Consider the following 26,298-nt stretch of genomic DNA (forward strand, 5'->3'; position numbering starts at 1 on the left):
TGTTCCGCCAGATATGGGTCCATCGACCCATTTGAAAAACTGGTATATTTTCTATATTACCCATCTACAATTTTGATAAGACGATGCAACCCAATCCGACGCTCGACCAACTGCAAATCCTGGTGACGGTGGCCGACACCGGCAGCTTCTCGGCCGCCGGTCGCAAGCTCAACCGCGCGCAGTCGGTGATCAGCTACGCCATCGCCAATCTCGAGGCACAGCTTGGGCTGAAACTGTTCGAGCGCGATGGCACGCGCGAGCCGCAACTGACCGATGTCGGCCGGGCGACGCTGGAGGACGCGCGGCGCATGGTCGGTGTGCTGCAGCGCATCCGCTCGCGTGTCGACGGCCATAAGCAAGGGCTGGAGGCTGAAGTTTCGCTGTCGGTCGATGTGGCGCTGCCCTCCACCGTTCTGGTGCGCGTGCTGAAGGCGTTCGAGGCGCAATTTCCAACCGTGATGCTGCGCCTGCATATGGGCACGCTCGGCCTGATCCCTGATCATGTCGCCAACGGACAGGCCGATCTCGGTATTGGCGGCCTGCTGGGCGAGGTCGACGCGCATCTTGTGCGCATTGGCTTCATGTCGATGGTGCCGGCGGCCGCGCCAAGCCATCCGCTGGCGCTGCTTCCCAAGCCGGTGCCGCTCGAGGAGGTGCGCGAACACACTCAACTTGTCGTCAGTGACCAGTCCGAGCGCACCAAAGGGCGCGATTACGGCGTCTTTGCCTACCGCACTTGGCGGCTGACCGATGTGCGAACCAAGCATGCGCTGATGCGCGAAGGGTTGGGTTGGGGCGGGCTGCCGCGATGGTTGATTGCCGACGATCTGGCCAATGGCCGGCTGGTGGAACTCGATCTGGAGCCGTATAGCGAAGTCCGCTCGCCACTCTATGCCATGCACCGCGCCGACCGCAGCCCGAAGCCGGCCGCGGCCTGGCTGATTGACCAGTTCAAGCGCCGGCTTGGCTGTTTCAACGAGTTCGAGCCGAACCAGGTGCCTGAGGATGAGCCGGAGCTGGAGACAGTCCGTCAATCAGCGCCATGAGGACGGTGCGGTAATCCTCGGTCGAAGCGCCTGCTTCAATGGCCAACGCCGCTCGGTCGAAGGCGGCGGCGAGCAGCGCGGTCAGCGCTTCCACCGGCAATTTCTTCATGGTCTGCGCACGCATCGCCGCGACGAGGCCCTCGCGCAAGGAACGGTTGCCGTGGCGATTGTCTATGTCGTCCATGGCGGCGCGGCCGAGTACGGCCGGTCCGTCAAGCAGCAACAGCCGTGTGCGGCCGGGCGCGCGCATGGCGGCAAGATAGGCATCGGAGCCGGCAATCAGCGCGTCGCGGGCAAACAGCGAGGGCGGCGAGGCGCGCTCGATCTCTTCGGCCACTACCGCCGCCTCCTGCTCGACCACCGCGGCAAACAGCGCCTGCTTGTCGACAAAGTGATGATAGAGCGCACCACGCGTGACACCGGCCGCAGCCACGATCTCCGGTGTGCCGGTCTCCGCATAGGACTTTTCGGTGAACAGTTTTCTAGCCGCGGCGATCAGGTCGGCGCGCGTCGCTTCGGTGCGATCGCGATTAGAACGGCGCGCGGATTCTTGTTGCATACATGCAGCCTGTATGTTAATTCAATTTACATGCAGACTGTATGTTATTTGACGGGAGAAAGAAAGATGAAGACGACGAGCTATTATCCGGTGCTGATGACGGGCGACGTTGCCGGCACAAAGGCCTTCTATATCAAGCACTTCAGCTTCAAGCCGCTGTTCGAGAGCGACTGGTACGTGCATCTGCAATCCGCCGAGGATCGCCGCGTCAATCTCGGCATTGTCCATGGCGATCATGAGACGATCCCGGAGGAAGGACGCGGCCGCACGTCAGGCCTGCTGATCAATTTCGAAGTCAGAGACCCGGATGCAGTCTACGAACGGATCCTTGCTGCCGGCCTGCCGATCCTGCGAACGCTCCGCGACGAACCCTTCGGCCAGCGCCATTTTATCACCAGAGATCCCAATGGCGTGCTGATCGACGTGATCAAGCCGATCCCGCCGAGCGCGGAGTTTCTGGAGCAGTTTGTTGAAGGGGCGGCGGGCTAAGCGGGATAGCTGCTGGCAGGAACTGTCTGTAGATGTGACGTGAAGGCTTTAGCCGCGTGGCCGGTCATGTCTTTGCGGTTTATGCTGAGGCTCGTCAGCCTTGGACCTATTCCATGCGTGAAATCTGCCTTGTCCGCGCACCCTCAAACCTTGGCCTTCGCCCACCGCGGCCAGGTCATATACCGGGGACGTGGCGTGCGCCGCAGGCGTTGACCGAAGCCGGGTTGGTCGAGACGCTTTCGCCCCTCAAAGTGGTTGATCTTGATCGGCCCGCCTACAGCACGGAGCCGCAGCCGGGCACTCGGCTGCGCAACGGCAACGCGATACGCAGCTTCAATCTCGGGCTCGTCGAAGTTGTTGCCGGGGCGCTGGGAAGAGGCGAGTTCCCGCTGGTCGTCGGCGGCGATTGCTCGGTCCTGCTTGGCGCACTGGCCGCTGCACGGCGATCCGGTCCGCTGGCATTGGTCCATGTCGACGGCCACAGCGATTTCCGCCATCCGGGCAACTACGACATCAACGCTTCGCTCGGCTCGGCCGCCGGCATGGACCTTGCGCTCGCCACCGGACGTGGCGAGCCGCTGCTGACCGACTGGCCTGATATCGCAAGCCCCCTTGTTGCGGACGAACAGGTGATTCAGATCGGCGAACGCGAGAACCGCACCCCCGACTTCGCGTGGCCTGACATCAATTCGACGGGGATGACGCTGATCGATGTCTTTGCCGTGCGAGAGCTTGGCGCGGCAAAAGTCCTGGAAAAGACCTGGACCACGCTGGCGCGAACCGGCTGGCCCTATTGGGTGCATTTTGACGTCGATGCCCTCGATCAGACAGTGATGCCGGCGGTGGACTCACCGGGCAGCCCCGGCATCGATCCCGACGATCTCGTCGCCATCCTCGCGGCGCTGGTGGCGGATCCACGCTGCGCCGGAATGGACATGACCATTTTCGATCCGGACCTCGACCCGACCGGCGAACTGGCCGTGCTGCTGGTTTCGCTGCTCGGTCGGATCTTTGCAACGCGATAATCGTCAGCTTCGCGCCACCGGCATAACCATGACCTGAGTGATGCCGGAGCGGCGTACCACCGTGCATAGCGTCTCGCGGCCGATGCGCTCGGCATCGAGGATGCGCACCAGATCGTCGACGCCGGTGACCGGGCGGCCGTCGATTGCGGCGATGATGTCGCCTTCCCTGAGGCCGGCCTTGGCCGCCGGGCTGTTCGCCTCGACGCTGCGCAGCCGCACCGCCGTGCTGCTCGACACTTGCGAGAGGAGGGCGGCTCGGCGTGGCAGGTTTGCCGTGTCGGCCGAGACGCCGATGAAAGCGCGGCGCACGCGGCCGAAGCGGATGATCTCCGAAATGACGAAATTGGCGGTGTTGGAGGCAACCGCAAAGGCGATGCCTTGCGCGCCGTGGATCATGGCGGTGTTGACGCCGATGACCTCGCCCGCCGATGACACCAGCGGTCCGCCTGAGTTGCCGGGGTTGAGTGCTGCGTCGGTCTGGATGACGTCGTCGATCAGCCGGCCGGTGGAGGCGCGCATCGAGCGACCGAGCGCCGAGACGACGCCTGATGTGACGGTCCATTCGAAGCCGAGCGGGTTGCCGATGGCAATGGCGATCTGGCCGCGCCGCAGGCGCTTGGAATCGCCGAGCGGCGCGATATCGGCAAAGCTGCCGTCGGCGCGCACCAGCGCGATGTCGGTGTCGGGGTCGCGGCCGAGAACACGGCCTTCTCTGGAGACGCCGTCCGGCATGGTGACGCGGACGGTGCGTGCATCGCCGACGACGTGGAAGTTGGTGACGACGAGACCGTCGGGCGTGATGACGAAGCCGGAGCCTTGACCGCCGGCGCCATCGATGCGTTCGATCCGGCAGACGGCTGGGCCGATGCGGTCCACAGCATCAGCGACCGTCGCCGAATAATCATCGAGCAGCGCAGCGTCGAGTTGCAATTGCTGGGCGGGGAGGGACATGGCAGGGCTCCGTGGCTTTAGAGCAAGATGAAGGATGCCTATATGTGCGGAGCGGCCGGATCGGCCGCGACCTGACCAGATGGCCAGTCCAACGCGCAACTAGCCGTCAGGCGAGTACCCGCGCACGCGCTGCCGGGCGATATCTGGGTTACAGCGACGAGCGTCCATTGAACGCTTCAAGACTTTGAGTTCTCGCATCGTGCTTTGCGAAGACCGATTCCGATGTTCGGGCCGATGCGATAAAAACCCAGGAGACAATGATGAGCGACTTCAATCTGAGCGCATTTTCCGACGCCATCGCCGATATCGCTGCGGCTGCGGCGCCGGCAACGGCGAGCTTTGCTGCGCATCAGCATCGCACTGCGACCGCCTTCCATTGGAGCGACGGCTATTTCGTCACTGCCGAGGAGGCGGTGGAGGCCGGCGAGGAAATCGAGCTGATGCTATCTTCGGGCGACAAGGTGAAGGCTGAGCTGGTCGGTCGTGATCCCTCCACGGGTGCCGCCCTTTTGAAGCCGGCCAGTGCGCCGGACGTGCCGACGCTGACCAAGGCAGGTACGGTGCGGCCGGGCAATCTGGCCATCGTCGCCGGCAATAGCGACGGAACGTGGCTCGCCACATTTGGTACCGTGGGTGAGGTCGGTCCGGCTTGGCGCTCGATGCGCGGGGGCACCATCGACCGGCGCATCAATCTTGCCGTCAATGCCGGTGGCCGTTTCGAGGGTGGCCCCGTGCTCGACGCCAAGGGGGCACTGATCGGCATGCTCCTGTTCGGGCCTCGCCGGCGGGCGCTGGTCATGCCTTACGAGACGATCGAACGGGCAGTGGCGACGCTGCGCGAGAAGGGTCATGTCGCGCGCGGCTACCTCGGCGCCGGTCTGCACCCGATCCGCAACGGCGACTCGCATGGCGCCATGGTGATGAGCCTCGACGACAATGGTCCTGCAAAAACCGCCGGCCTGCATCTCGGCGACATTATCGTGTCGTGGAACGGCGAGGCCGTGCATGGTCCGCGCGAGCTGATCCGCAGGCTCGGGCCGGACAGTGCCGGCGCGTCGGTGACGCTCGGTGTGGTACGCGGCGGCGAGCAGCGCGATGTCGTGCTGACCATCGGCGAAAAGCCGCTGAGCTGAGAGAATCGATGGCTGTTGAGGCGATCATAAGCGACAGGACCGCGGATGCCGCGGTGGCGGAGCGGCGGCTAACCGTGCTGATCGCGCTTGGCGATGCGGCGCATGCCGAGCACCTGTCTTCCGCGCTCGCCGCGAGCGGGGATCTGCTGCCTGTTACGGCCGGCAGCAGCGATGGCGGCGAGCGGGCGGACGTCGCCATAGTCGACGAGCGGAACCTGCAAGGCACGGCCATCGATCCCGCCATACCTCGGGTGCTGCTGTCCCGGCGGACCGGCCACGAGCCGCCAGACGACAATCTTTTCGCCGTCCTGCCGGCGGCGGCTGACGACCTGTTGATCGCCGCTGCCGTCCGGCTTGCCGCGGCAGGTTACAGGATTTCAGGCGGCGGCCGCCGTGTACCCGGCCGGCATGATGATGACTTCGCCTTCCATGACGGCGACCCGCTGGACGAGGAGCCGGTCGACGATGGAACCGCCAGGCCGGCCCTTTCGCCGCGCGAGAGTGAAGTGCTGGCGCTTTTGGCCGAGGGCGCACCCAACAAGGTGATCGCGCGGCGGCTGAATATTTCCGTACACACGGCGAAGTTCCACGTCGCGGCGATCCTGATCAAGCTAGGCGCGGCCAACCGCACCGACGCGATCGCCATCGCCATGCGGCAGGGCTTGGTGCTGGTCTAACTTGTCCGTCCAAGCCGACGCAGCGTAACGCACATCCGGCGGGTTGGACCTTGCGCCGCATGCAACTGCCGCGCAAGGATCACGCCTGTGATGTTGCAAGGAAGGCGGAAGACATGTCGCTCAAGGGAAAAACGCTGTTCATCTCCGGCGGGTCGCGTGGCATCGGCCTGGCGATCGCGCTGCGCGCCGCGCGCGACGGCGCCAATGTGACGATCGCGGCCAAGACCGCCGAGCCGCATCCAAAGCTGCCGGGTACGATCTATACGGCCGCGCAAGAGATCGAGCAGGCCGGCGGCAAGGCATTGCCGGCGTTATGCGACATACGCGAGGAGGAGCAGGTGGCCGATGCGGTCGCCCGGACCATCGAAAAATTCGGCGGCATCGACATCTGCATCAACAATGCCAGCGCCATCCAACTCACCGGCACGCTGGAAACCGACATGAAGCGTTACGATCTGATGCACCAGATCAACACGCGCGGCACATTCCTGGTTTCCAAAATGTGCATTCCGCACCTGAAGTTGGCTGACAACCCTCACATCTTGAATCTGGCGCCGCCGCTCGACATGAAGGCCAAATGGTTCAAGAACCATGTCGCCTACACGATGGCCAAGTTCGGCATGTCGATGTGCACGCTGGGCATGAGCGCGGAGTTCGCCAGGGACGGCATAGCCGTCAATTCGCTGTGGCCGATCTCGACGATCGATACGGCAGCGGTGCGCAATCTCCTGGGTGGGGCGACGGTGGCGGCGATGAGCCGTTCGCCCGAGATTATGGCCGATGCAGCGCATGCGATCCTGCTCAGACCGTCGCGCGAAGCGACGGGCAATTTCTATATCGACGAGGAGGCGCTGCGCGCCGAGGGTGTCAGCGATTTTTCGATCTATGCGCCTGATGCGACAGGTCCGCTCGCCGGTGACTTCTTCGTGCCCGACGAGGTGTTTGCGAATTCGGAAACTAACATCAAAAGCATCTACTGACGGGCACCGGACGCCGTTCTCACTCCTCAGCCTGCTTGGCTTGGCTTTTCGGTTTCTCCACCAAAGCCGGCAAAAACCCCGCCGGCGAGGGGGGTACCGGCGGGGCTCTTGTGTCCCGCTGGAGTCGGGACAGGGCAGGGAAGCCCTAACCAGAATCTGGGGTGGACGATCCCGCGATTCAATGCCTGGTTAAAATAGCGACGCACATTCGCCTTCAACCTCGGCTTATTGCTGGAAACAGCCCATCCCGGTGGAGCCGGGGTGGGCTAAGTCTTCCCTCATAGATTCCAGAAACCAGTTCAGGTTTCTGGAATTGCGAGTTAATTCGCGCTGGCGACCGGCGCCACCAGCGAGGTGATGCGGCGGATAGCGACGCGACGGTTCTCGCGATTGGGCTCCGACGTGTCGACCTTGAGATACTCCTCGCCATAGCCCTGTGTCGTCAGGTTCTCCGGCGGAATGCTGAAGGCGTTGGTCAAGGCTTCGGCCACCGCTTCCGCGCGACGGTCGGATAGAGCGAGGTTCGCCTCCGGCCTGCCGACAGCATCGGTATGGCCTTCGATCAGGAAGGTTTCCGCCGGGTTCTTCTCGAGCAGCTTCTCCATGGCGCTGGCGACGCCTTCCAGTTTCTGCACCTCGGAGTCGGGGATCGAGGCTGAACCGAATTCGAAGTTCAGCGTGTCCAGGTCGATGCGGCGGGCGATGTCGCGCACGCGGGCCGAACGCTTGACCTCGTCGATCGAGTAGAGGCGCTGAACCCTCTCCACCGGCGGCTGTTCGAGGAAGGTGTAATAGTCGTTCGGATCCTCGACCTCTTCGGAATCCAGAATGTATTCCTCGCGCGGAATGTCGATCTGAATCGGCGGCAGGTCGTCACCCGGATCGCGCCAGTCGCTATCGTCATCATAGTACCGCTCGTCGACATAGCTCAGCACATATTCGCGTCCGTCGGGCGCGATGCGTGAACGCTGGATGACATCGCCGTAGCGATTGCGGATGGTGACGATCTGGACACCGTTGTCACGCTCGACGATTTCCCGAGTGCGATCGCCCGACAGATCCTCATAATAGACGTTCCTGGCGCCACGGTGCATGCGCGGGGCATCGTTGCTTTCCACTATCGTCTGGTTGTTGAACTGGAGGATAACGCGGTCACCGAGTTCCCTGACGACGTCGACCCCTCGCGGGCGCGGACGGCGGCGGATGTCCTCGTCGTCGGGTGCACGCTCAACGCGTTTGCCCTTTTCCTCCGTTACCGGAACCATTCTCTCAAGCTTGATCGCCTGCTGGGCCGCCCTGTCGTCAGTGGGCGGCGGTCCCTGGTCGACCGGAGCCGGCTTCGGGGCTTCCGCCTGTTCGCCGTTCTGCTGGGTGGGCTGACCACCCGCGTTCTTGCCGCCCGTCTCTTGCGCGTTGTCCCTGCCGCCCCGGCGCTTGCGCACGGCATCTTTCTGGCTGTCGAACACGGGAGCCTCGCCCTGGGCCGGACCTTCCCCTTCGGCCGGCGCGGCCTGTTCGCCCTCGGCGGGCTGCTCGCCGGTTGAGGGCTGCTCCCCTGTCACGGGCTGTTCGCCGACAGGCTTCTTGCCACGCTTTCTTGCCTGGTCCAAAGGCTGTTCGCCCTCGGCAGGAGCCGCTTGCCGGTCAGTTGGAGTGGGAAGCGGCTCTGCCTGCGGGTCAGCCTCACGGGCGGTTTTTTCCCTCTTGGCCGGCTGTTCGGATGGTGCGGCCTCGATCTGTTGATCCTGGTCCCGCTTCTTCCTGCGCGGCGTGACTGGCTCGTTGTCATTGGCAGGTGCGGCCTTCTCGCGAGGCTTCGTCTGTCCGGCTGGCTCTTCGGCGGGTGCTGCCTCGATCTGCTGTTGCTGATCGCGCTTCTTTCTACGCGGCTTGGGTTGCTCGTCGTTTGCTGGCGCCGCCTGCTCAGTGGGCTGGTCGGCGGGTGCGGCCTCATTCTGCTGCTGCCGATCGCGCTTCTTTCTACGCGGCTGGGGCTGTTCGTCGCTCCCAGGTTCGCCCTGCTCGGCAGACCGTTCGGCGGGTGCGGCTTCAGTCTGCTGCTGCCGGTCGCGCTTCTTTCTGCGCGGCTGGGGCTGTTCGTCGCTCCCAGGTTCGGCCTGCTCGGCGGATCGCTCGGCGGGTGCGGCTTCGGTTTGCTGTTGCTGCTCGCGCTTCTTTCTGCGTTGATTACCCTGTTGCTCGTCACCGGAAGGCGCCGCCTGCTCCGCGGGAGCCGATTCCCTCTGCCGTTGCTGTTTGCGCTCCTTGCGCGGCCTCTGCTCCGGTTCTGCCTGCTGTGCGCAGCCTTCCGCCGACTCGCCTTCGGGGCAATTCGATTGCGCCAGGATCAACGGCGTTACGGTACGCTGCGGCGGGCCGAACGCGGCGCTGCCCTGCAGCGGGAATGCGCCCAACGGCGCGGACGCCATCAACAGGCCAAGTGCCGTGCCTGCCAGAATCCGTGGTTGGCGTTTCATTAGAAATCCTCCTTTTGGCGTCCCATCCCGGCCCAAACTGTTCATCAACCGGATTGGTTCCGGTTAACGGGCATTAACGGCCACGAAGGGCGATTGGCCGGCGTTTTGAAGGCCACTTCGTGTCATTCCTATGGTGTTTGGCTACAGTTCTGGCCGGGTTTGCGGTGTTGCCGCGCTTGACCTTGACGCCAGCGGGGGCCACATCCCATCGATGGAAACGCCGTTCTGGAAAACCAAGTCGCTCGAAGCGATGACCCCGGCCGAGTGGGAATCGCTTTGCGACGGCTGCGGCAAATGCTGCCTGTCGAAACTCGAGGACGAGGACACCGGCGAGATCTACTGGACGAGCGTCGGCTGCCGGCTGTTCGATGCCGGAACTTGCCGCTGTTCTGACTATGTCAACCGACTGGCGCGCGTCCCTGACTGTGTCGGACTGACGCCGCAGAATGTGCGCACGATCAGCTGGCTGCCCAAGACATGCGCCTACCGGCTGGTCGCCGAGGGACACGATCTTTACTGGTGGCACAGGCTGGTGTCGGGAAGTGCCGAGACGGTGCATGAGGCCGGCATCTCGATGCGCGGCCGGGTCAGCGCCAGCGAGACCGATCTTGCCGAGCCGGACGATTATTTCGAGCACATGCTGGACGACGAGCCTTAAAGCGCGCCGCGTTGGGAGGATTCATGCGACCTGCCTTAAGTTTTTGTAAGGCGTCGTCCCAAAAATCGCTGCGCGCTTTTGGGCGATATGCATTAGGATCCGCGGCCGGAACCGACGGCAAACCGGCGTTTCTGTCCAGAGTATCGGGAACCGGTCGCGGGAGGCGAAGGACTGCGATGATCTCCCGCCCTGCACCTGAACCGGAAATGAACGGCTGGTTCGTGAAAAGTTCAGATACGCAGGCGCATTCTCCTCCCATTGGTTGACTAAGACTAATTGGTTCGATCAAGACGGGCGGAAGCCCTCAACAAGGAGAGAAGACAATGTTCAACACGATCAAGATGACGACGCTTTCGGCCCTTATCAGCCTCGGCACACTTGCCGCCGTCCCCGCTCATGCAGACAGCATCTATCTCGGCTTCGGCAACGACAACGATCCTCGCGTGGGCGTCTACACTGGAGACGATGACGGCTACCGCCGCGGCCATCGTCGCGACCGCGACTGGCGCCGGTCCTGCTCGCCGGATCGGGCACTCGGCAAGGCGGAGCGCATGGGCCTGCGCCGCGCCCGCATCGTCGATATCAACCGCCGCACGGTCAAGGTCGCGGGCCGCCAATATGGCGATCGCGTGCTGGTCGTGTTCGGCAACGAGCGCGGCTGCCCGATCCTCCGTCGCTGACGCAGGCGGCACGTCGCCTACGGCCGGAAAGCATGATCTTCTGCGAAGATCAGCTTGGGACATGACCTTCGGTGAAGGTCAGTCCGGGACATGATCTTTAGGGAAAGTCAGTCCGGGACATGACTTTAGGAAGTCAGTCCGGAGACACGACCTTCATAGAAGATCGGTCTGGGGTAGCGGAGCCCCTTTCCGCCAGGACGGAAGGGTGCGGCTCGAAAAAACCCCGGAGGATCAGTCCTCCGGGGTTTTTGATGCTGCAAGATCGATATTGCCGGTCGCCCGCGCTTCAACAGCACCGAACCGCGGGCCGGACCGTTCAGGCGGCGGTCACTTCAACTCGAAAGTGACAGTAACCTGCACCGTGTAGGAATTCTCGCCGGCCTCCACCGGAACCGATGCGCGGGCCGCGTCGAAGGACTTGGCGTTCATCGGTATCGGCGGCGGCGCGACGTTCTGGTCGGTGATTTCCAGCACCCGTCCGATGCCGACGCCAGCGGCTTCAGCCAGCGTCTTGGCCTTGGCCATGGCGTCGGCGACCGCCCTCTTGCGGGCTTCGGTGACAGTTGCCGCCGGATTTTCGTTGGAAAACGAAATGCCGCCGCCCTGGTTGACGCCCAGCGACACAGCCTTGTCGAGAATCTCGCCTGTTTTATCGATGTCGCGGATACGCACCGAAAGCGTGTTGGTCACCTGGTAGGCAATGAGTTCGGCTTCCTGGCTGCCGTCCGGCTTGTTGGTGTAGTTGTAGCGGGGGCTGATCTGGATACCGGCCGTCTGCAGGTCGCGCTCCTTGATGCCAGCCGACTTCATGGCGGCGATCACGGAGGCCATGGCGTCGTTGTTGGCATCGAGCGCGGCACGCGCGGTCTTGGCCTCGCGCATGACGCTGAGCGTCAGCAGCGCCAGATCCGGGGCCGCGGTCGCTTCGCCTTCGCCGGTGACGACGATGCGGGGCGGGGGCGGCGAATCGGCCGCGCCGGCCATCGCCGGAAAAGCGATTGCGGCGGCGAGCGCCAAGGGAAAAAGATGTCTGGTCATAAAAATCTCCTCGGTCAGCGATCCAGTCGCGCTTGTCGACTACCGCATCGGCCCGAAAATCGGAATCGATTTCGGAAAGCACGATGCGTAGATTCAAAGCGTTAGAGCGTACTTTGTGCGTCTAAGTGGACGCACGTCGCTCTAATGTCCGAATATGGGCTGATTTGGGCGATCTCGGCCAGCCCGTCCGGAAAGCCTTGTGCGGTTCCGGGAAAAACATTAATCCAGCTGCGTGTGGGGCCTGTAGCTCAATGGTTAGAGCCGGCGGCTCATAACCGCTTGGTTGGGGGTTCGAGTCCCTCCGGGCCCACCAATATATTACATACAATGCCTTGCGCTTAATTCATCAAGTGTGAATTGAGCGCTATCAGGTAAGTCACTGACTTTTGATGGGCCGGTTCGTTAATTTCTCCGTATCGTTGATTGCACCCATCACACCTAGCTTAAGCCCCCTGGTTTCGAAAGACCCTCCAACGATGCGTGCGGAAATCGGCGGCAACGACGTGCAATTAGGCGGGTTCTGACTTCGGCCGCACCCCAGTCCAAGAATGCTCGAAGGGTGTCAGTTCGGTTGATCTCTGCCGATCCAGCCGCGATCCCGCAGCCGCCCGGCATGGGCGCAAAGGCGCTGCGGGAGGGCGCGAGAAACGGGAATACAGGTCTGGACACTCGATCCACGTAGGTCATCGTCTCAGTGAAACGTGATTGTTCGTCGTCAGTCCGGCAGTAGGCGCGCGACCGCCAAGATCGATACCGACTTAGAAGCCAGCTACAGCGTGGTGTTCCTGCTGATCTCTTGAGGTGGATGTCCTTTGGCAGGTCCGCGGTGGCCAGCGCCGGGCCTATCTTGTCGTTGCCGATGAGCTCGTCGTACGGCGGCTGGAGGATTGCGGGAGTAGGTACTTTGACATCTTCGTAGCCTTTGAGGAGCCGTTCACTATGGGTGCATGAGAGATCGCTCGAGCGGATGGCGACGATGCGATGATCCTGCGTTCCTTCAGCGCGGCGAGCGACTCGGCCAACTTCTCATAGGGCGGTGCCATCTTGCGCAGTCCCTAGGCTTTTGTGTTGAGCGCCCATTGGGTTTTGTGCTGCTCTATTATTAGGTTTTTATGCTGCGCTTTAATTAGGTTATTATGTTGCACCGATGTTAGCGCATTTGGGCTGGTGGCCAACTGTCGCCTCTTCGAAATCTTCTTGTACGATTGTGGCCAATTGTGCGGCGACGAGCCCTTACCAGCGTCTTGCCGCAGCCAGATTAGAAATCGGCTGGATCGAAGTTTGGTTCTGGGCTCACGCATGACCCGCCACCTGGGCCATGCGGCACGACTGGTAGGCGTGTGGTGTGGTGCGCGGCAAGACCGACGGTCATCGGCTCGCCTGGCGGCAGCGCATCGGGCTCGGCGAAGAAACCGTCAACCTGCGGCCTGACGGTCATGCGGTCCTCAATTGGTAACGGTCACGCCGGCAATCGGAGCAACAGCTGTGCCGGGACTATCGGTGCAGCTGGAGCGCTGCCGTATTTGCGCTGAGTCAAAGCTTGTCTCGTCTATTGCGACTAGATGTTGCGAAGGATGGCCATTTGGGCCTGGAGGCGAAATCAGATGAAGCGTATGGCAGTCCTCTGTCTGGCGACCTATCCAGAAGCGAACGCACCGGCCGTAGCCGTAAACGCAGTTGCCGTCGCCAAGCAACTCGGCTCAACACTTCATGCAGTTGCCGTCAATGTCGACATTCCAGACGTTTCGAACGCGCTGTCGAGCTACCTGCTCGACTTTCCCAATAAGATCCGGGAGGTTGAGGCGACCAGCCGCAAGCATGGCAAGACCCTGCTTGAAGCGGTTGCCAAAGAGGCCTCAGAAGGCGCAGTGACCCTGACCACGCAGGAGATCGCCGCGCCGCCGGCCCTGATGGGCGATGAAGCCGCAAAACAATGCCGTTACTTCGATCTCTGTGTGGTCGGCTTGGGGTCGGACAACCAGACGGCGCGCATGACTGCCGAGGCCCTGCTGTTCGGCGCAGGCCGGCCGACGCTGCTGCTTCCCGATGCAACGGATGTCGGTGCGCTTGACCATGTCGTCATCGCCTGGGACGGCAGCCGTGTGGCGGCGCGGGCCGTCGCCGACGCGCGTCCTTTCCTGGAGCGCGCTTCCAAGGTGACGGTCGTCAGCGTGACCGACGAAAAGCCGCTGCCTGGAAAAGACATCGGAGATCGCCTTGCCGAGGGCCTGAGGACACGCGGGCTGACGGTCGAAACCGGTTCGATCCAGGCCGGTGACCTTTCGATTGCCGTCGCTCTCCAGGAGTATGCCATCAAGATCGGCGGCAAGCTGCTGGTCATGGGCGGATTTGGCCACTCTCGTGTCAGGGACTTCGTGCTCGGCGGCGCAACCGAGGGTGTTCTCGCGGATCTGCGCCTGCCTGTCCTGCTCTCGCACTAGGTCGCGGCGACATGCAAGGCGGTCGCGGCAGCACGGATCCTATCCTGCGCTTCCATGGCGCGGCCCACGGCGTCACCGGCTCCTGCTATGAGATCGAAACGCCTCGCTGGCGGGTTCTCCTCGACTGCGGCCTGTTCCAGGGATCGAAGTCGGAGCGGGAACTGAATTATGGCCCGTTCCCCTTCCCGCCGGAGGCGATTGACGCCGTCATCCTGACGCATGCACATATCGACCATAGCGGGCTCTTGCCGAAACTGGTCAAGCAAGGCTTTTCCGGCCCGATCCATACGACCCGCGCCACCATCGATCTCTGCTCGGTGATGCTGCCGGACGCGGCGTATATCCAGGAAATGGAGGTCGAGCAGCTGAACCGCCGCAACGCTCAGCGCGGGCGGCCGCCTGTCGAGCCGATCTACAGTCTTTCAGATGCGGCGGCCTGCATGACCTTGTTCCGGGCCCTGGAATACGGCGAATGGACAACCGTCGCCGAAGGCCTTCGCACCCGCTTTTGGAACGCCGGTCATCTGCTCGGCTCCGCTTCGGTCGAACTCGAGATCGATCTGGATCATCAGAAGACACCGATGCGCATTTTGTTCTCAGGCGATATCGGGCCTGGCCACAAGTTGCTGCAGACCGATCCGGAAGGTCCGGCCGGTGTCGACTATCTCGTCTGTGAATCGACCTATGGCGACCGCGATCGCCCGGATGTCTCGCCCGAGCAACGGCGATCCATACTTGGCGATGTGGTGCGCGCCGCGGCCGCGGCGAGCGGTCCGCTGATCATTCCGTCCTTCGCCGTGGAGCGGACACAGGAACTGCTGGTCGACCTCCACTTGCTCATGCGAACCGGTGCCGTGCCCAGCGCGCCGGTCTTTGTCGACTCGCCGCTGGCTACCCGAGCGAGCGCGATTTTCGAACGGCACGGCGACGACATCGAACGGGGCGAGGTGCTGCGCCAGGCCCTCAGCTCGAAGGATCTGCGCTTCACCGAGACGGTGGAACAGAGCAAGGCGATCAATCGCCTGACCGGCTTCTTCGTGGTGATCGCCGCCAGCGGCATGTGCGATGCAGGGCGGATCCGCCATCATCTCAAGGCCAATCTCTGGCGCCGGAATGCTACGGTGATGATCGCTGGATACCAGGCCCAAGGCTCTCTCGGCAGGATCCTGCTCGACGGCGCGCGGCGTGTGCGCATCCAGGGTGAAGAGGTCGAGGTCAAGGCGCATATCAGCCTATTCGACCTCTATTCCGGCCATGCCGACGCTGCCGAACTGGTTGCCTGGGTCGAGGCCAGAAGTCCGGTAAGGCAGGCGGTGTTCCTGACACATGGCGAGGAAGAAGGGCTGCGTGGTTTCAGCGAGCGGCTGCGCTCGATGATCGCTCACGACAGGATCATCATGCCGCGGCTAGATGATGCCTTCCAATTGACACTCGGTGGCAGTCTGCCGGTCGAACTCAACGAGCCGCGCCGTCTGGGACCGGAAAAGGTTGCCCGCCTCGACTGGCACAACGACCTTTCAAGACTTCTCTTGGACATCAACGAGGCGGTCGGCGCCGCGGCCGACGAACGGGGTCGCGCATCGGTGATCAGGCGCATACGCCGGGCGCTCGAGGGCAATGATGCTTGATGCCTGCGAAGCGCGCCGACGCGTTTGTGTCCATTCGCTACAGGTCGACGAACACAGGCGCAAGTCGAGATCAAAAGACAGTCGCCACAACGGAGCCAGACATGACCGAGCACACGACAATCCCAGCCTCCGGTGGCCTTCTGTCCAACCGCGAGGCGCACGACATCGATGCCTATTGGCGCGCTGCGAACTATCTCACGATCGGCCAGATCTACCTGCTCGACAATCCGCTGCTGCGCGAACCGTTGCGGCTGGAACATGTCAAGCCGCGCCTGCTCGGCCATTGGGGAACGTCGCCGGGGCTGAGTTTCATCTATGCCCACCTCAATCGCGTGATCAGGCTCAGGGATGCGAATGTGATCTATGTCTGCGGGCCTGGTCACGGCGGACCGGCTATGGTGGCGAACACCTATCTTGAGGGCATCTACAGCGAGCTCAATCCCGACATATCGATGGATGAGCAGGGGATGCGCAAACTCTTCCGGCAGTTCTCGTTTCCCGGCGGCATACCGAGCCACGCGGCGCCCGACGTGCCGGGCTCAATCCATGAGGGCGGCGAACTCGGCTACGCGCTTTCTCATGCCTATGGCGCGGCCTTCGACAATCCCGATCTCGTCGTCGCCTGCGTTGTCGGCGACGGAGAGGCCGAAACCGGGCCGATGGCCACCGCATGGCATTCCAACAAGTTCCTCAACCCGGCCCGCGATGGAGCGGTTCTGCCAATCCTGCATCTGAACGGCTACAAGATCGCCAATCCGACCATTCTGGCCCGTATCCCCGAAGAGGAATTGCGAGCGCTGTTCGTCGGCTATGGCTATGAACCGCTGTTCGTGGAAGGCCACGAGCCGGCCCTGATGCATGAGCGGATGGCGAACGTGCTCGACGATGCGCTCGACCGCATTCGTGAGATTCAGCACGCCGCGCGGGCCGGTTCCGCAACTCCGACGTCGCGACCAAGATGGCCGATGATCGTGCTGCGCAGCCCTAAGGGCTGGACGGGACCCAAAGCGGTCGACGGCCTGAAGACGGAAGGCTTCTGGCGCTCGCATCAGGTTCCTTTGTCAGGTCTTGCGGAAAACCCGGCGCATCTCAAGCTGCTCGAGGGCTGGCTGAAAAGCTACCGGCCCGAAGAACTGTTCGACGCCGCCGGCAGCCCTGTCGAAGCGATCCGCGCTTCCGCACCTGAGGGCACACGACGCATGGGTGCCAACCCGCATGCCAATGGCGGCCTGCTGCGCAAGTCCCTCGATCTGCCCGCGCTGCATGACCATGCGGTTACGATCGAACGGCCGGGCGCGGTGAAGGCAGAGTCGACGCGGGTGATGGGCAAGTTCCTGCGTGCCGTCATGGAGCTGAACGAGGCGGCGAAGAACTTCCGCATCGTCGGTCCGGATGAGACGGCCTCGAACCGGCTTCAGGATGTGTTCGAGGTCACCGAGCGCGCCTGGATGGAAACGATTCTGCCCGAAGACGTGCATCTCGGCCGCGACGGCAGGGTCCTTGAAATCCTCTCGGAACACACGTGCCAGGGCTGGCTCGAAGGCTACCTGCTCACCGGCCGGCACGGCCTGTTCTCCTGCTACGAGGCGTTTATCCACATCGTCGATTCCATGTTCAATCAGCATGCGAAATGGCTCGACGCCTGCCGCGACATTCCGTGGCGAAGGCCGGTTGCGTCGCTGAACTATCTGCTGTCGAGCCATGTCTGGCACCAGGAGCACAATGGCTTCAGCCATCAGGATCCCGGCTTCATCGATGTCGCTCTCAACAAGAAAGCCGATATCGTGCGTGTCTATCTGCCGCCGGATGCCAACACATTGCTGTGCGTAACCGATCACGTGCTGCAGACATGGAACCGCATCAACGTCATCGTCGCCGGAAAGCCGCCATCCTGGCAGTGGCTTTCAATGGACAAGGCCATTGTTCATTGCAGGACAGGCATCGGCATATGGGACTGGGCCTCGACCCACAATGGCGAGGAGCCCGATGTCGTGATGGCTTGCGCCGGCGACGTCCCGACGCTCGAAACGCTCGCGGCCGTGCAGATCCTCAGGCATTCCATTCCTGAGCTCAGGATCAGGGTGGTCAATGTCGTCGACTTGATGACCCTGCAGCCCAAGGAGCATCATCCACATGGGTTGTCGGATCGCGAATTCGATGCCCTGTTTACCACGGAAAGGCCGGTGATCTTCGCCTATCACGGCTATCCCTGGACCATCCATCGCCTGACCTACCGGCGCACCAACCACGACAACACCCACGTGCGTGGCTACAATGAGGAAGGCACGACGACAACGCCATTCGACATGACGGTGCTGAATGGCCTCGATCGGTATCATCTCGTCCAGAGCGTCCTTGACCGGCTGCCAAAGGTCAAGGGCGCCAATATTGGGCTGATGCAGGAAATGGAAGGCAAGCTGCTTGAGCACCGAGCCTATATTCGGGCTCATGGGCAGGATATGCCGGAGATCCTCGGCTGGAAATGGGAGCAGCGCCCGGATGCAGCGCCAAACCTGCCCAACAAGCCGATGAGCGGCTTTCGGCGCAAAGCCGGGGCAAGAACTCGGACGACTTCATGAGCGATGCGATCCTTGTCCTGAACGGCGGGTCATCGAGCCTGAAATTCGCGGTCTTCGAGGCAAGCGCAGGGCTTTGCGTGCTGCTGCGCGGCAATGTCTCGTCGCTCGGACGGCATCCGCGCCTGCACGTCGCGGCTGCGGTCGAATTCCCTGAGATCGACAGAAGCCTGGGTGACGCACCGATCGATGTCGCCAAGGCATTTGCGACGGTCGCTTCACTGCTCGCCGATCGCGATCCTCTTGCCCGCATCGACAGGGTCGGGCACAGGATCGTCCATGGCGGCCGCGATTTCACCGAAGCGACGCTGTTCGACGCGGACGTGCTCGAGGCACTGCACCTGCTGGAGCCGCTGGCGCCCATCCATCAACGGATCAATCTCGAGATCGTCGCCCTGGCCGCAGAGCTCCTGCCGCGGGCGCGTCAGGTCGGGTGCTTCGACACCGCGTTTCATGCGAGCCGGCCAGCACTTGCCAAGATCTACGGGCTGCCGCGCGCGATGACCGAGGCGGGCATCGTTTCCTATGGTTTTCACGGCCTGTCCTATAGCCATATCGCTGCGAAGCTGCGCGAGCGCTACGGTGCGGCCGCCGGCGGTCGGGCGATCGTCGCCCATCTCGGCAGCGGCGCCAGCCTCTGCGCGATGGACGCTGGACGCAGTGTCGCTACGACAATGGGATTTTCGACGCTTGACGGCCTCGTGATGAGCACCCGCTGCGGTGCGCTTGACCCGGGCGTGATCCTGCACTTGCTGCAGGTGAGGGGACTGTCGAGCGAAGACCTGGCCAGCCTTCTCTACGAGCGTTCCGGCCTGCTGGGCGTGTCCGGCATGTCGGGAGACATGCAGGTCCTGCTCGGCGCAAAAGAGCCTTCGGCGGTTCAAGCCGTCGGCCTCTTCGTCTATCGCGTCGGGCGTGAGATCGGGTCGCTTACCGCGGCGCTTGGCGGACTCGACACGCTGGTGTTCACCGCTGGCATTGGGCAGCACGCGCCACTGATCAGGCACAAGATCTGCGCGGCAGCCGCATGGCTTGGCGTCGAGCTCGACGAGGATTTGAACCAGAAAGGTGCAGATAGTGTCAGTGCGCCAAATTCCAGCGTCGACATTCTCGTCATTCCGGCAGACGAGGAACAGGCCGTAGCGAGCGAACTGAACGCGGTCTGAGCGGTCCGCTCGCTGCTGGAACCGCGTACTGCCTACTTCGGCAACTTGGCGCCCCGCTTGCGCTGCACCAGCACCAGCGTAGGGTCATCCGGGTCCGCCGTGACGGTGAAGCCCATCTCGCGCTCGAGCTCGATTGCCGCACGGTTTTCCCGATTCTCGATCGACTCGATCGTGTCGAGACCGTGCTCATCTGCATAGCGCGCAATGTGGGCGAGCAACTCCCAACTGACGCCCAGATGCTTGCGGTCGTCGCGAATGCAGATTGCGACCTCGCCACGCCGGTCGGCCGGATCGCTGGCCAGTGTCGCCATCGCGATCAGCATTCCGTCTGGTGCGAATGCAAGAAAATTATGGATGTGCGCATCATCGGACCGCGTCATTGCCACCAGCCGTTCGTGCGAAACTTCCCGCACGGCGCCGAGAAAGCGGAAGCGCAGATCTTCAGGCGTCACATGGGTGAAAAACTCGGCCAAAGTTGGCTCGTCCTCGGGGCGCGCGGCGCGCACCTCGAAACAGAATCCGCTGTGGGTGGTGAGCATCTTGTTCATCGCCGTCTGATCCTTGGTGTGTTGTCTGGCGTCGTCGCTGCGCCGAGGACAGGCTATTCGCCCATGTCCAGGAGCACGTCCTGCTTGAGGATTTCGATGCTGCGCAGGCCGAGCAGGCGAATGACGCCTTTGTCCTTCAGGCGGGTGAAGACCCGCGACACCGTCTCGATGGTGAGGCCAAGATAGTCGCCAATATCCAGTCGCGACATCGGCAAATCGACCTGACGCAAGCCGCCCTGGCGTTCCGTTATGTCGACCAGGAATGCCGCGACCCGTTCGATGGCATTCTGGCGGCCGAGGACCAGCAGATGTTCCTGGGCTCTGATCAAGCCCTTGAGCGCCAGCGGCAGCAACTGGCGGGACATGTCCGCGGCTGCAGTGATCCGGACAACCCGGATACCGGTCGCGTTGATTGCCTCGGCGAAGAAATGATGCGTGGCGTCGGCCTCGAAGCCGAAAGTCTCTCCAGCCATATGAAAGGCGCTGATCTGCCGGCGGCCGTCAGCCAGAAGCCGGTATACGCGCACGGCGCCGAATTCGACCTGGTAAAGAGGCCCGGCCTTTTCGCCTTGGGCGTAGATTTCCGTGCCAGCCGGGAAGAAGCTGACCGGTTGCGCCATAGCCCCATCGAGGAGAGCGAAAGGGCTCGGCTGCGTTGGCAGTTCAATCTTGGCGGTCTGTTGAGCGTACATGGCTGTGTTCCCGGTTGATCCGTGACTCAGCAATCGCGCGAATCCGCAGATCGCGAAATTCGGTTATGTCCCTAAGGGAAACTACCTAATCAGTTCAGGCTGGCCCGTTGCATCGGCGAATATGGCCATCCAGGACCGGTGTCCGTTAGGCATTTGAACGACCGCCTTTGCGGTAGGTCAAAGCTCGCTCTATTCACCTGATTAAAGATGCCGGGAACGAGGGAAACACCCAAATGTCCCAATCCAACCCGCCCACCATCGCTTTGTCTGGTCTCAGCGAGGTCGAGGCACAAGCCAGGCTCGCCGTCGATGGCTTCAACGAACTGCCCAGATCGAACCGGCGGGCGCCGCTGCGGATTGCTTTCGAAGTCGTGCGCGAACCGATGCTGGCCCTCCTGCTGGGCGGAGGTGCCGTTTACCTGCTTCTTGGCGATCTGCACGAGGCATTGATCCTGGCTGCCTTTGCCACCTTGTCGGTGGGGATAACCATCGTTCAGGAAGCGCGGACAGAGCGCGCTCTGGAAGCGTTGCGCGACCTTACAAGCCCGCGTGCCCTGGTGATACGAGACGGTGAACGCAAGCGCATTGCAGGTCGCGAGGTGGTGCGCGGCGATCTGGTGGTGCTGGGCGAGGGCGATCGGGTGCCGGCCGATGTCTTGCTGATCCAGAGCCGGGATCTCCAGACCGATGAATCGCTGCTGACCGGCGAGTCTGTTCCGGTGCGCAAGGTTGCAGCCAACACCGGCGACCTGCCAGTCGAACGCCGCCCAGGCGGCGATGACCTGCCTTTGGCATTTTCCGGATCACTCGTGGTGCGCGGTTCGGGCATTGGCGAAGTTCTGGCAACCGGGCCGCTGAGCCAAATCGGTGCGATCGGCCAATCGCTCAGCATCATGGAGACCGAAGCACCCCGCTTGCAGCGACAAACGAGACGTCTTGTCGGCATCTTCGCACTGGTCGGTGGTGCGGTCAGCGTTCTGGCGGTCGTGCTTTATGGCGTTTTGCGGGGCGAGTGGCTCGACGCGGTTCTTGCTGGCATCGCGCTGGGCATGTCGATGCTGCCCGAGGAGTTCCCGATGGTGTTGACCATTTTCATGGCCATGGGCGCGCTCGAGGTCGGCGAAGATGCGATAGCGACGCTCTGCATGGAGCTGGTCGATCGCGTCTTCGAAGAACCGCTGGTAAAACATATGGACGTTCCTTTGTCTGGTGAGCAACCGCTGGTGCCGCCGCACCGTCCCTGCCACCTGGAATTTGAACCAACGGCGTAATTACAGTGCGGCGGCCCCTACCAAGTCTTGTCGCCTCGCTTTGCGCTCGCCCGCGTTTGCTCGCGGTTTCTTGCGCCGTACGTCATCGGCTATGCTCAACTTGGCAAGGACTAGACGTAGCCATTTGCGGGAAGGGTCGACCTTGATGCATGTCAATATCAGGGAGCCTGAAATGTCTTTTTGCTCAGTTCGATATGAACCGATGCAGCCATCCGCTGCGCAGGACAGAACGCGTCACGCCGCCAAAGGTCATTTCCCAGACGCGGCTGTGACCATAGCCACCCAGAACGACCAGATCAGCCTCAATCTCCTGACCAATCCGGAGGAGCAGTTCCGCCGGTTCGGAGTGGCGCGCATTCAAGACTTCCGATCGCGCCTTTACCCCGTGTCGTGTCAGGAAGAGCTCGACGTCTGCAACGTTTTCCGCAGTGGTGTCCCCGTTGTCCATGGTGGCGATCACGACATCCCTGGCGGCGATCAGGAAGGGTCTGGCGTCGACGACGGCGCGTCGCGCTTCCCGCGTGTCGTTCCAGGCAATCAAGATGGTTTCGGCCTTGATCGGAGCACAGGTTCCCGACGCCACAAGTATCGGGCGGCCGGCTGCAAGGATGAGACTTGCCGTGTCCAAGGTGCGGTGATGATCGACAACCAGATCGATCGACGGCGAGCCGGTTATGATCAGGTCGGCGGCACGCGCGTTGAGCGCCAGCTGGCCGGTCGGGTTGCCTATTTCGCCACGCCACGCGGCACGATTGCTGCCGTTGACGGTACTTAGAAATTGCTCTCTCAAGCAGTCGAGATGACCTTCAATCTCCTCCATTTGAGACCAAATCGCGGCCTGGTCGTCGGTGCCGGTTGGAATGACAAAATGGGGCTCGGCCGCACAGAAGCCGATCAGGTCGGCATCATGCCGTTGAGCAAGATCCCACGCCATCGAGATGCGTGGCGCGGCGATGCTGTCCACGTCCAGCTGAACCATGATCGTTTTGAAAGCCATCGCGAAAACCCTTTGCGTTGAAGCGAGCTAGCCACGAAGGGAGGGCAGCGACCTTGATGCGTGTCAAACGCGGCAGCGAGATCAGTGGCGCGCGTGCTCGCACAGTCCGGCAAAGGTCATACGTCGGTTGATCCGGATCAATGACCCAGCGATGAATAGGGGATCATCGATGTCAACCTCAATGGTGGTTTCTATGGTATGAAGTATGAGATCGCGGCAATGCGGAAATCGGGCGGAGGCGCGATCGTCAACATGTCATCCATTCTGGGCGCAGTTGGTTGGGAGAATGCCTGTGCTTATGTCTCGACCAAGCACGCGCTCATCGGGCTGACGAAGACAGCCGCCATGGAATATGCTGGTCACAACATTCGCATCAACGCTGTTGGGCCCGCCTTCATCGATGCACCATTGCTGACGAAGAACCTGGATGCCGAAACGGTCGGACAGCTGGCCGCTTTGCATCCCATTGGCCGCCTGGGAGCCCCAGAGGAAGTCTCGGCGATGACGTGCTTCCTGCTGTCGGCCAATGCCAGTTTCATCACCGGCAGCTACCACCTCGTGGATGGTGGCTACACGGCCAAATGATTTGGACCTTGCCCGCTCGAAACGGCCGACACGCATACTTGCCCTCAATCGCATCGCGCGATTTCAGAAATGATCCAGATCAAGGCGCGAACCTACGCTTGAGGGATCATTGAACGATGTGGAACCCTATCCTAAGCGCACCGTCTGGTCGCAACCTCGAGCTGGCCGTCTTCGACGAGGAGGGGACGCATGCGCTCGTATTTCCGTGCGTAAAGAGCCGAGAAGGCTGGAAGAATGCCACCACCGGGGCCCGTGTCGACATCAGGCCGACCCACTGGCGCGAATGGGAGGAGAAGGAGAAGGTTGAGGCCGGAACCGGCAAACCTCTCGAGGGCTCTCCCTAGGGTTTGGATTCCACGATCAACGCCATCCGCACAAGATGTGACAGGCTGCCCGCGCCCATCTTGCTCATGACATTGGCGCGATGGATCTCGACTGTACGCGGGCTGATTCCAAGGTCATAGGCGATTGTCTTGTTGGGCAGACCCGACACGAGCCCATCCAACACCTGCCGCTCGCGCTCTGACAAGGTCGACAGACGCCCGCGAATATCGGCAGACTGCGGATGCGCTGCATTGACCTGGTTGCGGTTGGTCAGCGCTGAGCGGATCGCTTCGATCAGCATTTCGTCGTCGAATGGCTTTTCGATGAAATCGGAAGCGCCTTCTTTCATTGCCTGTACGGCAAGCGCCACATCGGCATGGCCCGTCATGACAATCACCGGAATTGTATGCCCGCCCGCTCTGAGTTGGCGCAGGAACTCGATACCGTCTATGCCCGGCATGCGTACGTCGGTGACAATGCATCCGTCGAGATTGCCCGTCGCGGTTGCCAGAAAAGCTGTGGCCGATTCGTGCAGACGTACCGCGAAGTCCGCTGTGGCCAGAAGAAAACCGAGCGACTTGCGAACATCGACATCGTCGTCGACGACATGCACCAGATCACTGTCGGCCATTTGTGACCTCATCCTTCTCAACGATACGCAAGGTGAACCGAAAAGCGGTGCCGCTCGTCGGCATTGCCTCGGCCCAGATGTGACCGCCGTGCGATTCAACGATGGTGCGGCAAATGGAGAGGCCGACGCCCATGCCCTGCTTCTTGGTGGTCACAAATGGCTGGAAGAGTTGTGCCGAAACCTCCGGCGCGAGACCCGGGCCGGTATCGATCACGCTCACCTCGGCCATACCATCATCCCGGGCAACGGTTGTGATTTTCAATTCACGGCGCGGGGCGTCTTGCATTGCTTCGACCGCGTTGCGCATCAGATTGAGCAGAACCTGCTGAATCTGGATGCGGTCGCTCAAGACCAGTTCCGCGGCAGGATCGAGCTTGTAGCTGACCTGGACATTGATCTCCCTTGCACCGACCAGGGCGAGCGACGAGGCTTCCTCGATCAGCGCCGGCAGTCTTTCGACCTGGCGCTCGCTTTCGCCTCTCGCAACAAAATCCCTCAGATGACGAATGACGTCGCCTGCCCGCAGGGCCTGCTCGGCGGCCTTTTCCACGGCATCCCGCAGCATCGGCGCATTCTTCTCCTCGCTGTTCTCGAGCAGCCGACGGCTGCCCTTCAGGTAATTGGTGATGGCTGTCAGCGGTTGGTTGATCTCATGGGCAAGCGTCGAGGCCATCTCGCCAAGTGCGGTAAACCGCGCCATGTGGAGAAGCTCCTGCTGCTGCTCCTGGATTCTTGCTTCCGCGCGGTGGCGTTCGGTCAGGTCGCGGCAGAAGCCGGTAAAGAAGCGTCCGGTTCCAGGATGCATTTCGCCGACGGAAAGCTCCATCGGGAAAGTCGTGCCATCCTTGCGCGCCCCGGTGACGGTGCGGCCGAGCCCGATGATCCGGCGCTCTCCCGTCGTCAGGTAGCGCAGCAGATAGGCATCGTGCTCGTCGCGATAGGGCGAAGGCATCAGCATTTTGACGTTCTTGCCAATGACCTCGCCTGACTGATAGCCGAACAGCGTCTCGGCAGCGGTGCTGAATGACTGGATACTGCCTTGCTCGTCGATGACGACCATTGCATCGGGCACAGTCGCCAGGATCGAACGCAGATGATCTTCGCGCAACAGAAGCGCGGCATTCGCGAAAGAGAGATCGCTGACATCCGTGCCTTCAATGAAGATCGCGGTGATACGGCCATCGCCGGCTTTGATCGGCTGATAGACGAACTCAAGGATGCGCTCTTCGACCGGCCCGTCGGCTTTGTTTTGAAGGCCAACCTTCACCCCATGGCCCCTATAGGGCTGGCCGGTCGTGTACACATCGTCCAGATGTTCGAAAAACTCATGTCCTTCGAGCTCGGGTAAGGCGTCCCGCACTGACTTTCCAATCACTTGCCTGTTGCCGATCAATCGCTGGTAGGCGGCATTGGTCAGCTCGAAAACGTGACCGGGCTCGCGCATGAGCGCTATAAAGCCCGGAGCCTGATCGAACATTTGTGACAAGAGTGATTTCAGTGTCGTCCCGCCGGGCGACAAACTGAGCGGTTCGTCTTGGATCACCTGAGGTTCCTGGGTTCGAGAGGGTGCCCGAGGACCAATTATCACTTCTCGCCGCGCACGCAAAACGGATTGAGACGACGCTTTCGGACGTAGATGCAGTTGGCGGGGCGCTTGGCGGTCTTTGACGCGCATCAAGGTGTTGAGCGTTGGCGAATGCAATTCATCACGCATTGCACCGTTTCA

22 protein-coding genes, 1 tRNA gene and 2 pseudogenes are annotated in these 26,298 nt (G+C 62.0%); 15 read left to right on the top strand and 10 right to left on the bottom strand.

What is annotated here, in order from left to right:
• Window positions 1–83 precede the first annotated feature (83 nt).
• Entirely contained in the window at window positions 84–1,046 is a 963-nt protein-coding gene (locus NKH73_RS10110) for a LysR family transcriptional regulator (protein ID WP_352930846.1), read from the top strand.
• On the opposite strand, the gene NKH73_RS10115 is transcribed toward NKH73_RS10110, so the two are convergent.
• Window positions 973–1,605, bottom strand: coding sequence for a TetR/AcrR family transcriptional regulator (locus NKH73_RS10115; RefSeq protein WP_352930848.1), 633 nt, complete (start codon window positions 1,603–1,605; stop codon window positions 973–975). The genes NKH73_RS10110 and NKH73_RS10115 overlap by 74 nt on opposite strands.
• 66 nt (window positions 1,606–1,671) lie before the next feature.
• Between NKH73_RS10115 and NKH73_RS10120 the strand changes: the two genes are divergently transcribed.
• Together NKH73_RS10120 and NKH73_RS10125 are read left to right on the top strand one after the other, a co-directional pair.
• Window positions 1,672–2,094 (top strand): VOC family protein, encoded by a 423-nt coding sequence (locus NKH73_RS10120; protein ID WP_352930850.1) that lies wholly within the window; start codon window positions 1,672–1,674, stop codon window positions 2,092–2,094.
• A 113-nt stretch (window positions 2,095–2,207) separates the two neighbouring features.
• Window positions 2,208–3,119, top strand: a complete 912-nt coding sequence (locus tag NKH73_RS10125; RefSeq protein WP_352930852.1) for an arginase family protein — start codon at window positions 2,208–2,210, stop codon at window positions 3,117–3,119.
• Between the two features lie 3 nt (window positions 3,120–3,122).
• On the opposite strand, the gene NKH73_RS10130 is transcribed toward NKH73_RS10125, so the two are convergent.
• Complete coding sequence (locus NKH73_RS10130) at window positions 3,123–4,070, bottom strand: S1C family serine protease (RefSeq protein ID WP_352930854.1); 948 nt, start codon at window positions 4,068–4,070, stop codon at window positions 3,123–3,125.
• A 260-nt stretch (window positions 4,071–4,330) separates the two neighbouring features.
• Here NKH73_RS10130 and NKH73_RS10135 point away from each other — a divergent pair, with 260 nt between their 5' ends.
• The 3 genes from NKH73_RS10135 (at window position 4,331) to NKH73_RS10145 (ending at window position 6,860) form a co-directional block, all read left to right on the top strand.
• Window positions 4,331–5,203, top strand: a complete 873-nt coding sequence (locus NKH73_RS10135; protein ID WP_352930856.1) for a S1C family serine protease — start codon at window positions 4,331–4,333, stop codon at window positions 5,201–5,203.
• 8 nt (window positions 5,204–5,211) lie between these two features.
• The gene (locus NKH73_RS10140) at window positions 5,212–5,880 is read left to right on the top strand and encodes a response regulator transcription factor (RefSeq protein ID WP_352930858.1); all 669 of its coding nucleotides are present in this window, start codon (window positions 5,212–5,214) and stop codon (window positions 5,878–5,880) included.
• Window positions 5,881–5,993: 113 nt separating this feature from the next.
• Window positions 5,994–6,860, top strand: a complete 867-nt coding sequence (locus tag NKH73_RS10145; RefSeq protein WP_352931515.1) for an SDR family oxidoreductase — start codon at window positions 5,994–5,996, stop codon at window positions 6,858–6,860.
• Between the two features lie 320 nt (window positions 6,861–7,180).
• Here NKH73_RS10145 and NKH73_RS10150 read toward each other — a convergent pair whose 3' ends face one another.
• A complete protein-coding gene (locus tag NKH73_RS10150) occupies window positions 7,181–9,337 on the bottom strand; it encodes an OmpA family protein (RefSeq protein ID WP_502893900.1) in 2,157 nt (718 codons plus the stop codon).
• A gap of 211 nt (window positions 9,338–9,548) precedes the next feature.
• Between NKH73_RS10150 and NKH73_RS10155 the strand changes: the two genes are divergently transcribed.
• Both NKH73_RS10155 and NKH73_RS10160 read left to right on the top strand, forming a co-directional pair.
• The gene (locus NKH73_RS10155; RefSeq protein ID WP_352930862.1) at window positions 9,549–9,995 is read left to right on the top strand and encodes a YcgN family cysteine cluster protein; all 447 of its coding nucleotides are present in this window, start codon (window positions 9,549–9,551) and stop codon (window positions 9,993–9,995) included.
• Between the two features lie 323 nt (window positions 9,996–10,318).
• Window positions 10,319–10,675, top strand: coding sequence for a hypothetical protein (locus NKH73_RS10160; RefSeq protein WP_352930864.1), 357 nt, complete (start codon window positions 10,319–10,321; stop codon window positions 10,673–10,675).
• A 327-nt stretch (window positions 10,676–11,002) separates the two neighbouring features.
• Here the strand turns inward: NKH73_RS10160 and NKH73_RS10165 are convergent, their stop codons facing one another.
• On the bottom strand, window positions 11,003–11,713 hold the full coding sequence (locus NKH73_RS10165) for an SIMPL domain-containing protein (RefSeq protein WP_352930866.1): 711 nt from the start codon (window positions 11,711–11,713) through the stop codon (window positions 11,003–11,005).
• Between the two features lie 237 nt (window positions 11,714–11,950).
• On the opposite strand from NKH73_RS10165, the gene NKH73_RS10170 reads away from it, so the two are divergent.
• Window positions 11,951–12,026: transfer RNA gene (locus NKH73_RS10170), tRNA-Ile, on the top strand.
• A 945-nt stretch (window positions 12,027–12,971) separates the two neighbouring features.
• Here the strand turns inward: NKH73_RS10170 and NKH73_RS10175 are convergent.
• Window positions 12,972–13,151, bottom strand: coding sequence for a hypothetical protein (locus NKH73_RS10175; protein ID WP_352930868.1), 180 nt, complete (start codon window positions 13,149–13,151; stop codon window positions 12,972–12,974).
• A 166-nt stretch (window positions 13,152–13,317) separates the two neighbouring features.
• On the opposite strand from NKH73_RS10175, the gene NKH73_RS10180 reads away from it, so the two are divergent.
• The 4 genes from NKH73_RS10180 to NKH73_RS10195 all read left to right on the top strand — a co-directional run bounded on the left by NKH73_RS10180 (window position 13,318) and on the right by NKH73_RS10195 (window position 19,524).
• A complete protein-coding gene (locus tag NKH73_RS10180; protein ID WP_352930870.1) occupies window positions 13,318–14,154 on the top strand; it encodes a universal stress protein in 837 nt (278 codons plus the stop codon).
• Between the two features lie 11 nt (window positions 14,155–14,165).
• Complete coding sequence (locus NKH73_RS10185; RefSeq protein WP_352930872.1) at window positions 14,166–15,782, top strand: MBL fold metallo-hydrolase RNA specificity domain-containing protein; 1,617 nt, start codon at window positions 14,166–14,168, stop codon at window positions 15,780–15,782.
• Window positions 15,783–15,883: 101 nt separating this feature from the next.
• Window positions 15,884–18,361 (top strand): phosphoketolase family protein, encoded by a 2,478-nt coding sequence (locus NKH73_RS10190; RefSeq protein WP_352930874.1) that lies wholly within the window; start codon window positions 15,884–15,886, stop codon window positions 18,359–18,361.
• Window positions 18,358–19,524 carry an acetate/propionate family kinase gene (locus tag NKH73_RS10195; protein WP_352930876.1) on the top strand — a complete coding sequence of 389 codons (1,167 nt, stop codon included), beginning with the start codon at window positions 18,358–18,360 and terminating at the stop codon, window positions 19,522–19,524. Before NKH73_RS10190 ends, NKH73_RS10195 begins: the two co-directional genes overlap by 4 nt.
• Before the next feature lie 32 nt (window positions 19,525–19,556).
• Here the strand turns inward: NKH73_RS10195 and NKH73_RS10200 are convergent, their stop codons facing one another.
• Together NKH73_RS10200 and NKH73_RS10205 are read right to left on the bottom strand one after the other, a co-directional pair.
• The gene (locus NKH73_RS10200; RefSeq protein WP_352930878.1) at window positions 19,557–20,072 is read right to left on the bottom strand and encodes a GNAT family N-acetyltransferase; all 516 of its coding nucleotides are present in this window, start codon (window positions 20,070–20,072) and stop codon (window positions 19,557–19,559) included.
• 53 nt (window positions 20,073–20,125) lie between these two features.
• Window positions 20,126–20,764, bottom strand: a complete 639-nt coding sequence (locus tag NKH73_RS10205) for a helix-turn-helix domain-containing protein (protein ID WP_352930880.1) — start codon at window positions 20,762–20,764, stop codon at window positions 20,126–20,128.
• Between the two features lie 233 nt (window positions 20,765–20,997).
• Here NKH73_RS10205 and NKH73_RS10210 point away from each other — a divergent pair.
• A pseudogene (locus tag NKH73_RS10210) lies at window positions 20,998–21,903 on the top strand (P-type ATPase actuator domain-containing protein); the annotation flags it as partial.
• Window positions 21,904–22,219: 316 nt separating this feature from the next.
• Here the strand turns inward: NKH73_RS10210 and NKH73_RS10215 are convergent.
• Window positions 22,220–23,032, bottom strand: a complete 813-nt coding sequence (locus NKH73_RS10215) for a universal stress protein (protein ID WP_352930882.1) — start codon at window positions 23,030–23,032, stop codon at window positions 22,220–22,222.
• A gap of 162 nt (window positions 23,033–23,194) precedes the next feature.
• Here NKH73_RS10215 and NKH73_RS10220 point away from each other — a divergent pair.
• Window positions 23,195–23,617 (top strand): annotated as a pseudogene (locus NKH73_RS10220) (SDR family NAD(P)-dependent oxidoreductase); the annotation flags it as partial.
• A gap of 340 nt (window positions 23,618–23,957) precedes the next feature.
• Here the strand turns inward: NKH73_RS10220 and fixJ are convergent.
• Window positions 23,958–24,572 carry a response regulator FixJ gene (gene fixJ / locus NKH73_RS10225; RefSeq protein ID WP_352930883.1) on the bottom strand — a complete coding sequence of 205 codons (615 nt, stop codon included), beginning with the start codon at window positions 24,570–24,572 and terminating at the stop codon, window positions 23,958–23,960.
• Entirely contained in the window at window positions 24,559–26,115 is a 1,557-nt protein-coding gene (locus tag NKH73_RS10230; protein ID WP_502893888.1) for a PAS domain S-box protein, read from the bottom strand. Before NKH73_RS10230 ends, fixJ begins: the two co-directional genes overlap by 14 nt.
• Window positions 26,116–26,298 lie beyond the last annotated feature (183 nt).

Source organism: Mesorhizobium sp. M0938, assembly GCF_040319125.1.
Classification (GTDB): domain Bacteria; phylum Pseudomonadota; class Alphaproteobacteria; order Rhizobiales; family Rhizobiaceae; genus Mesorhizobium; species Mesorhizobium robiniae.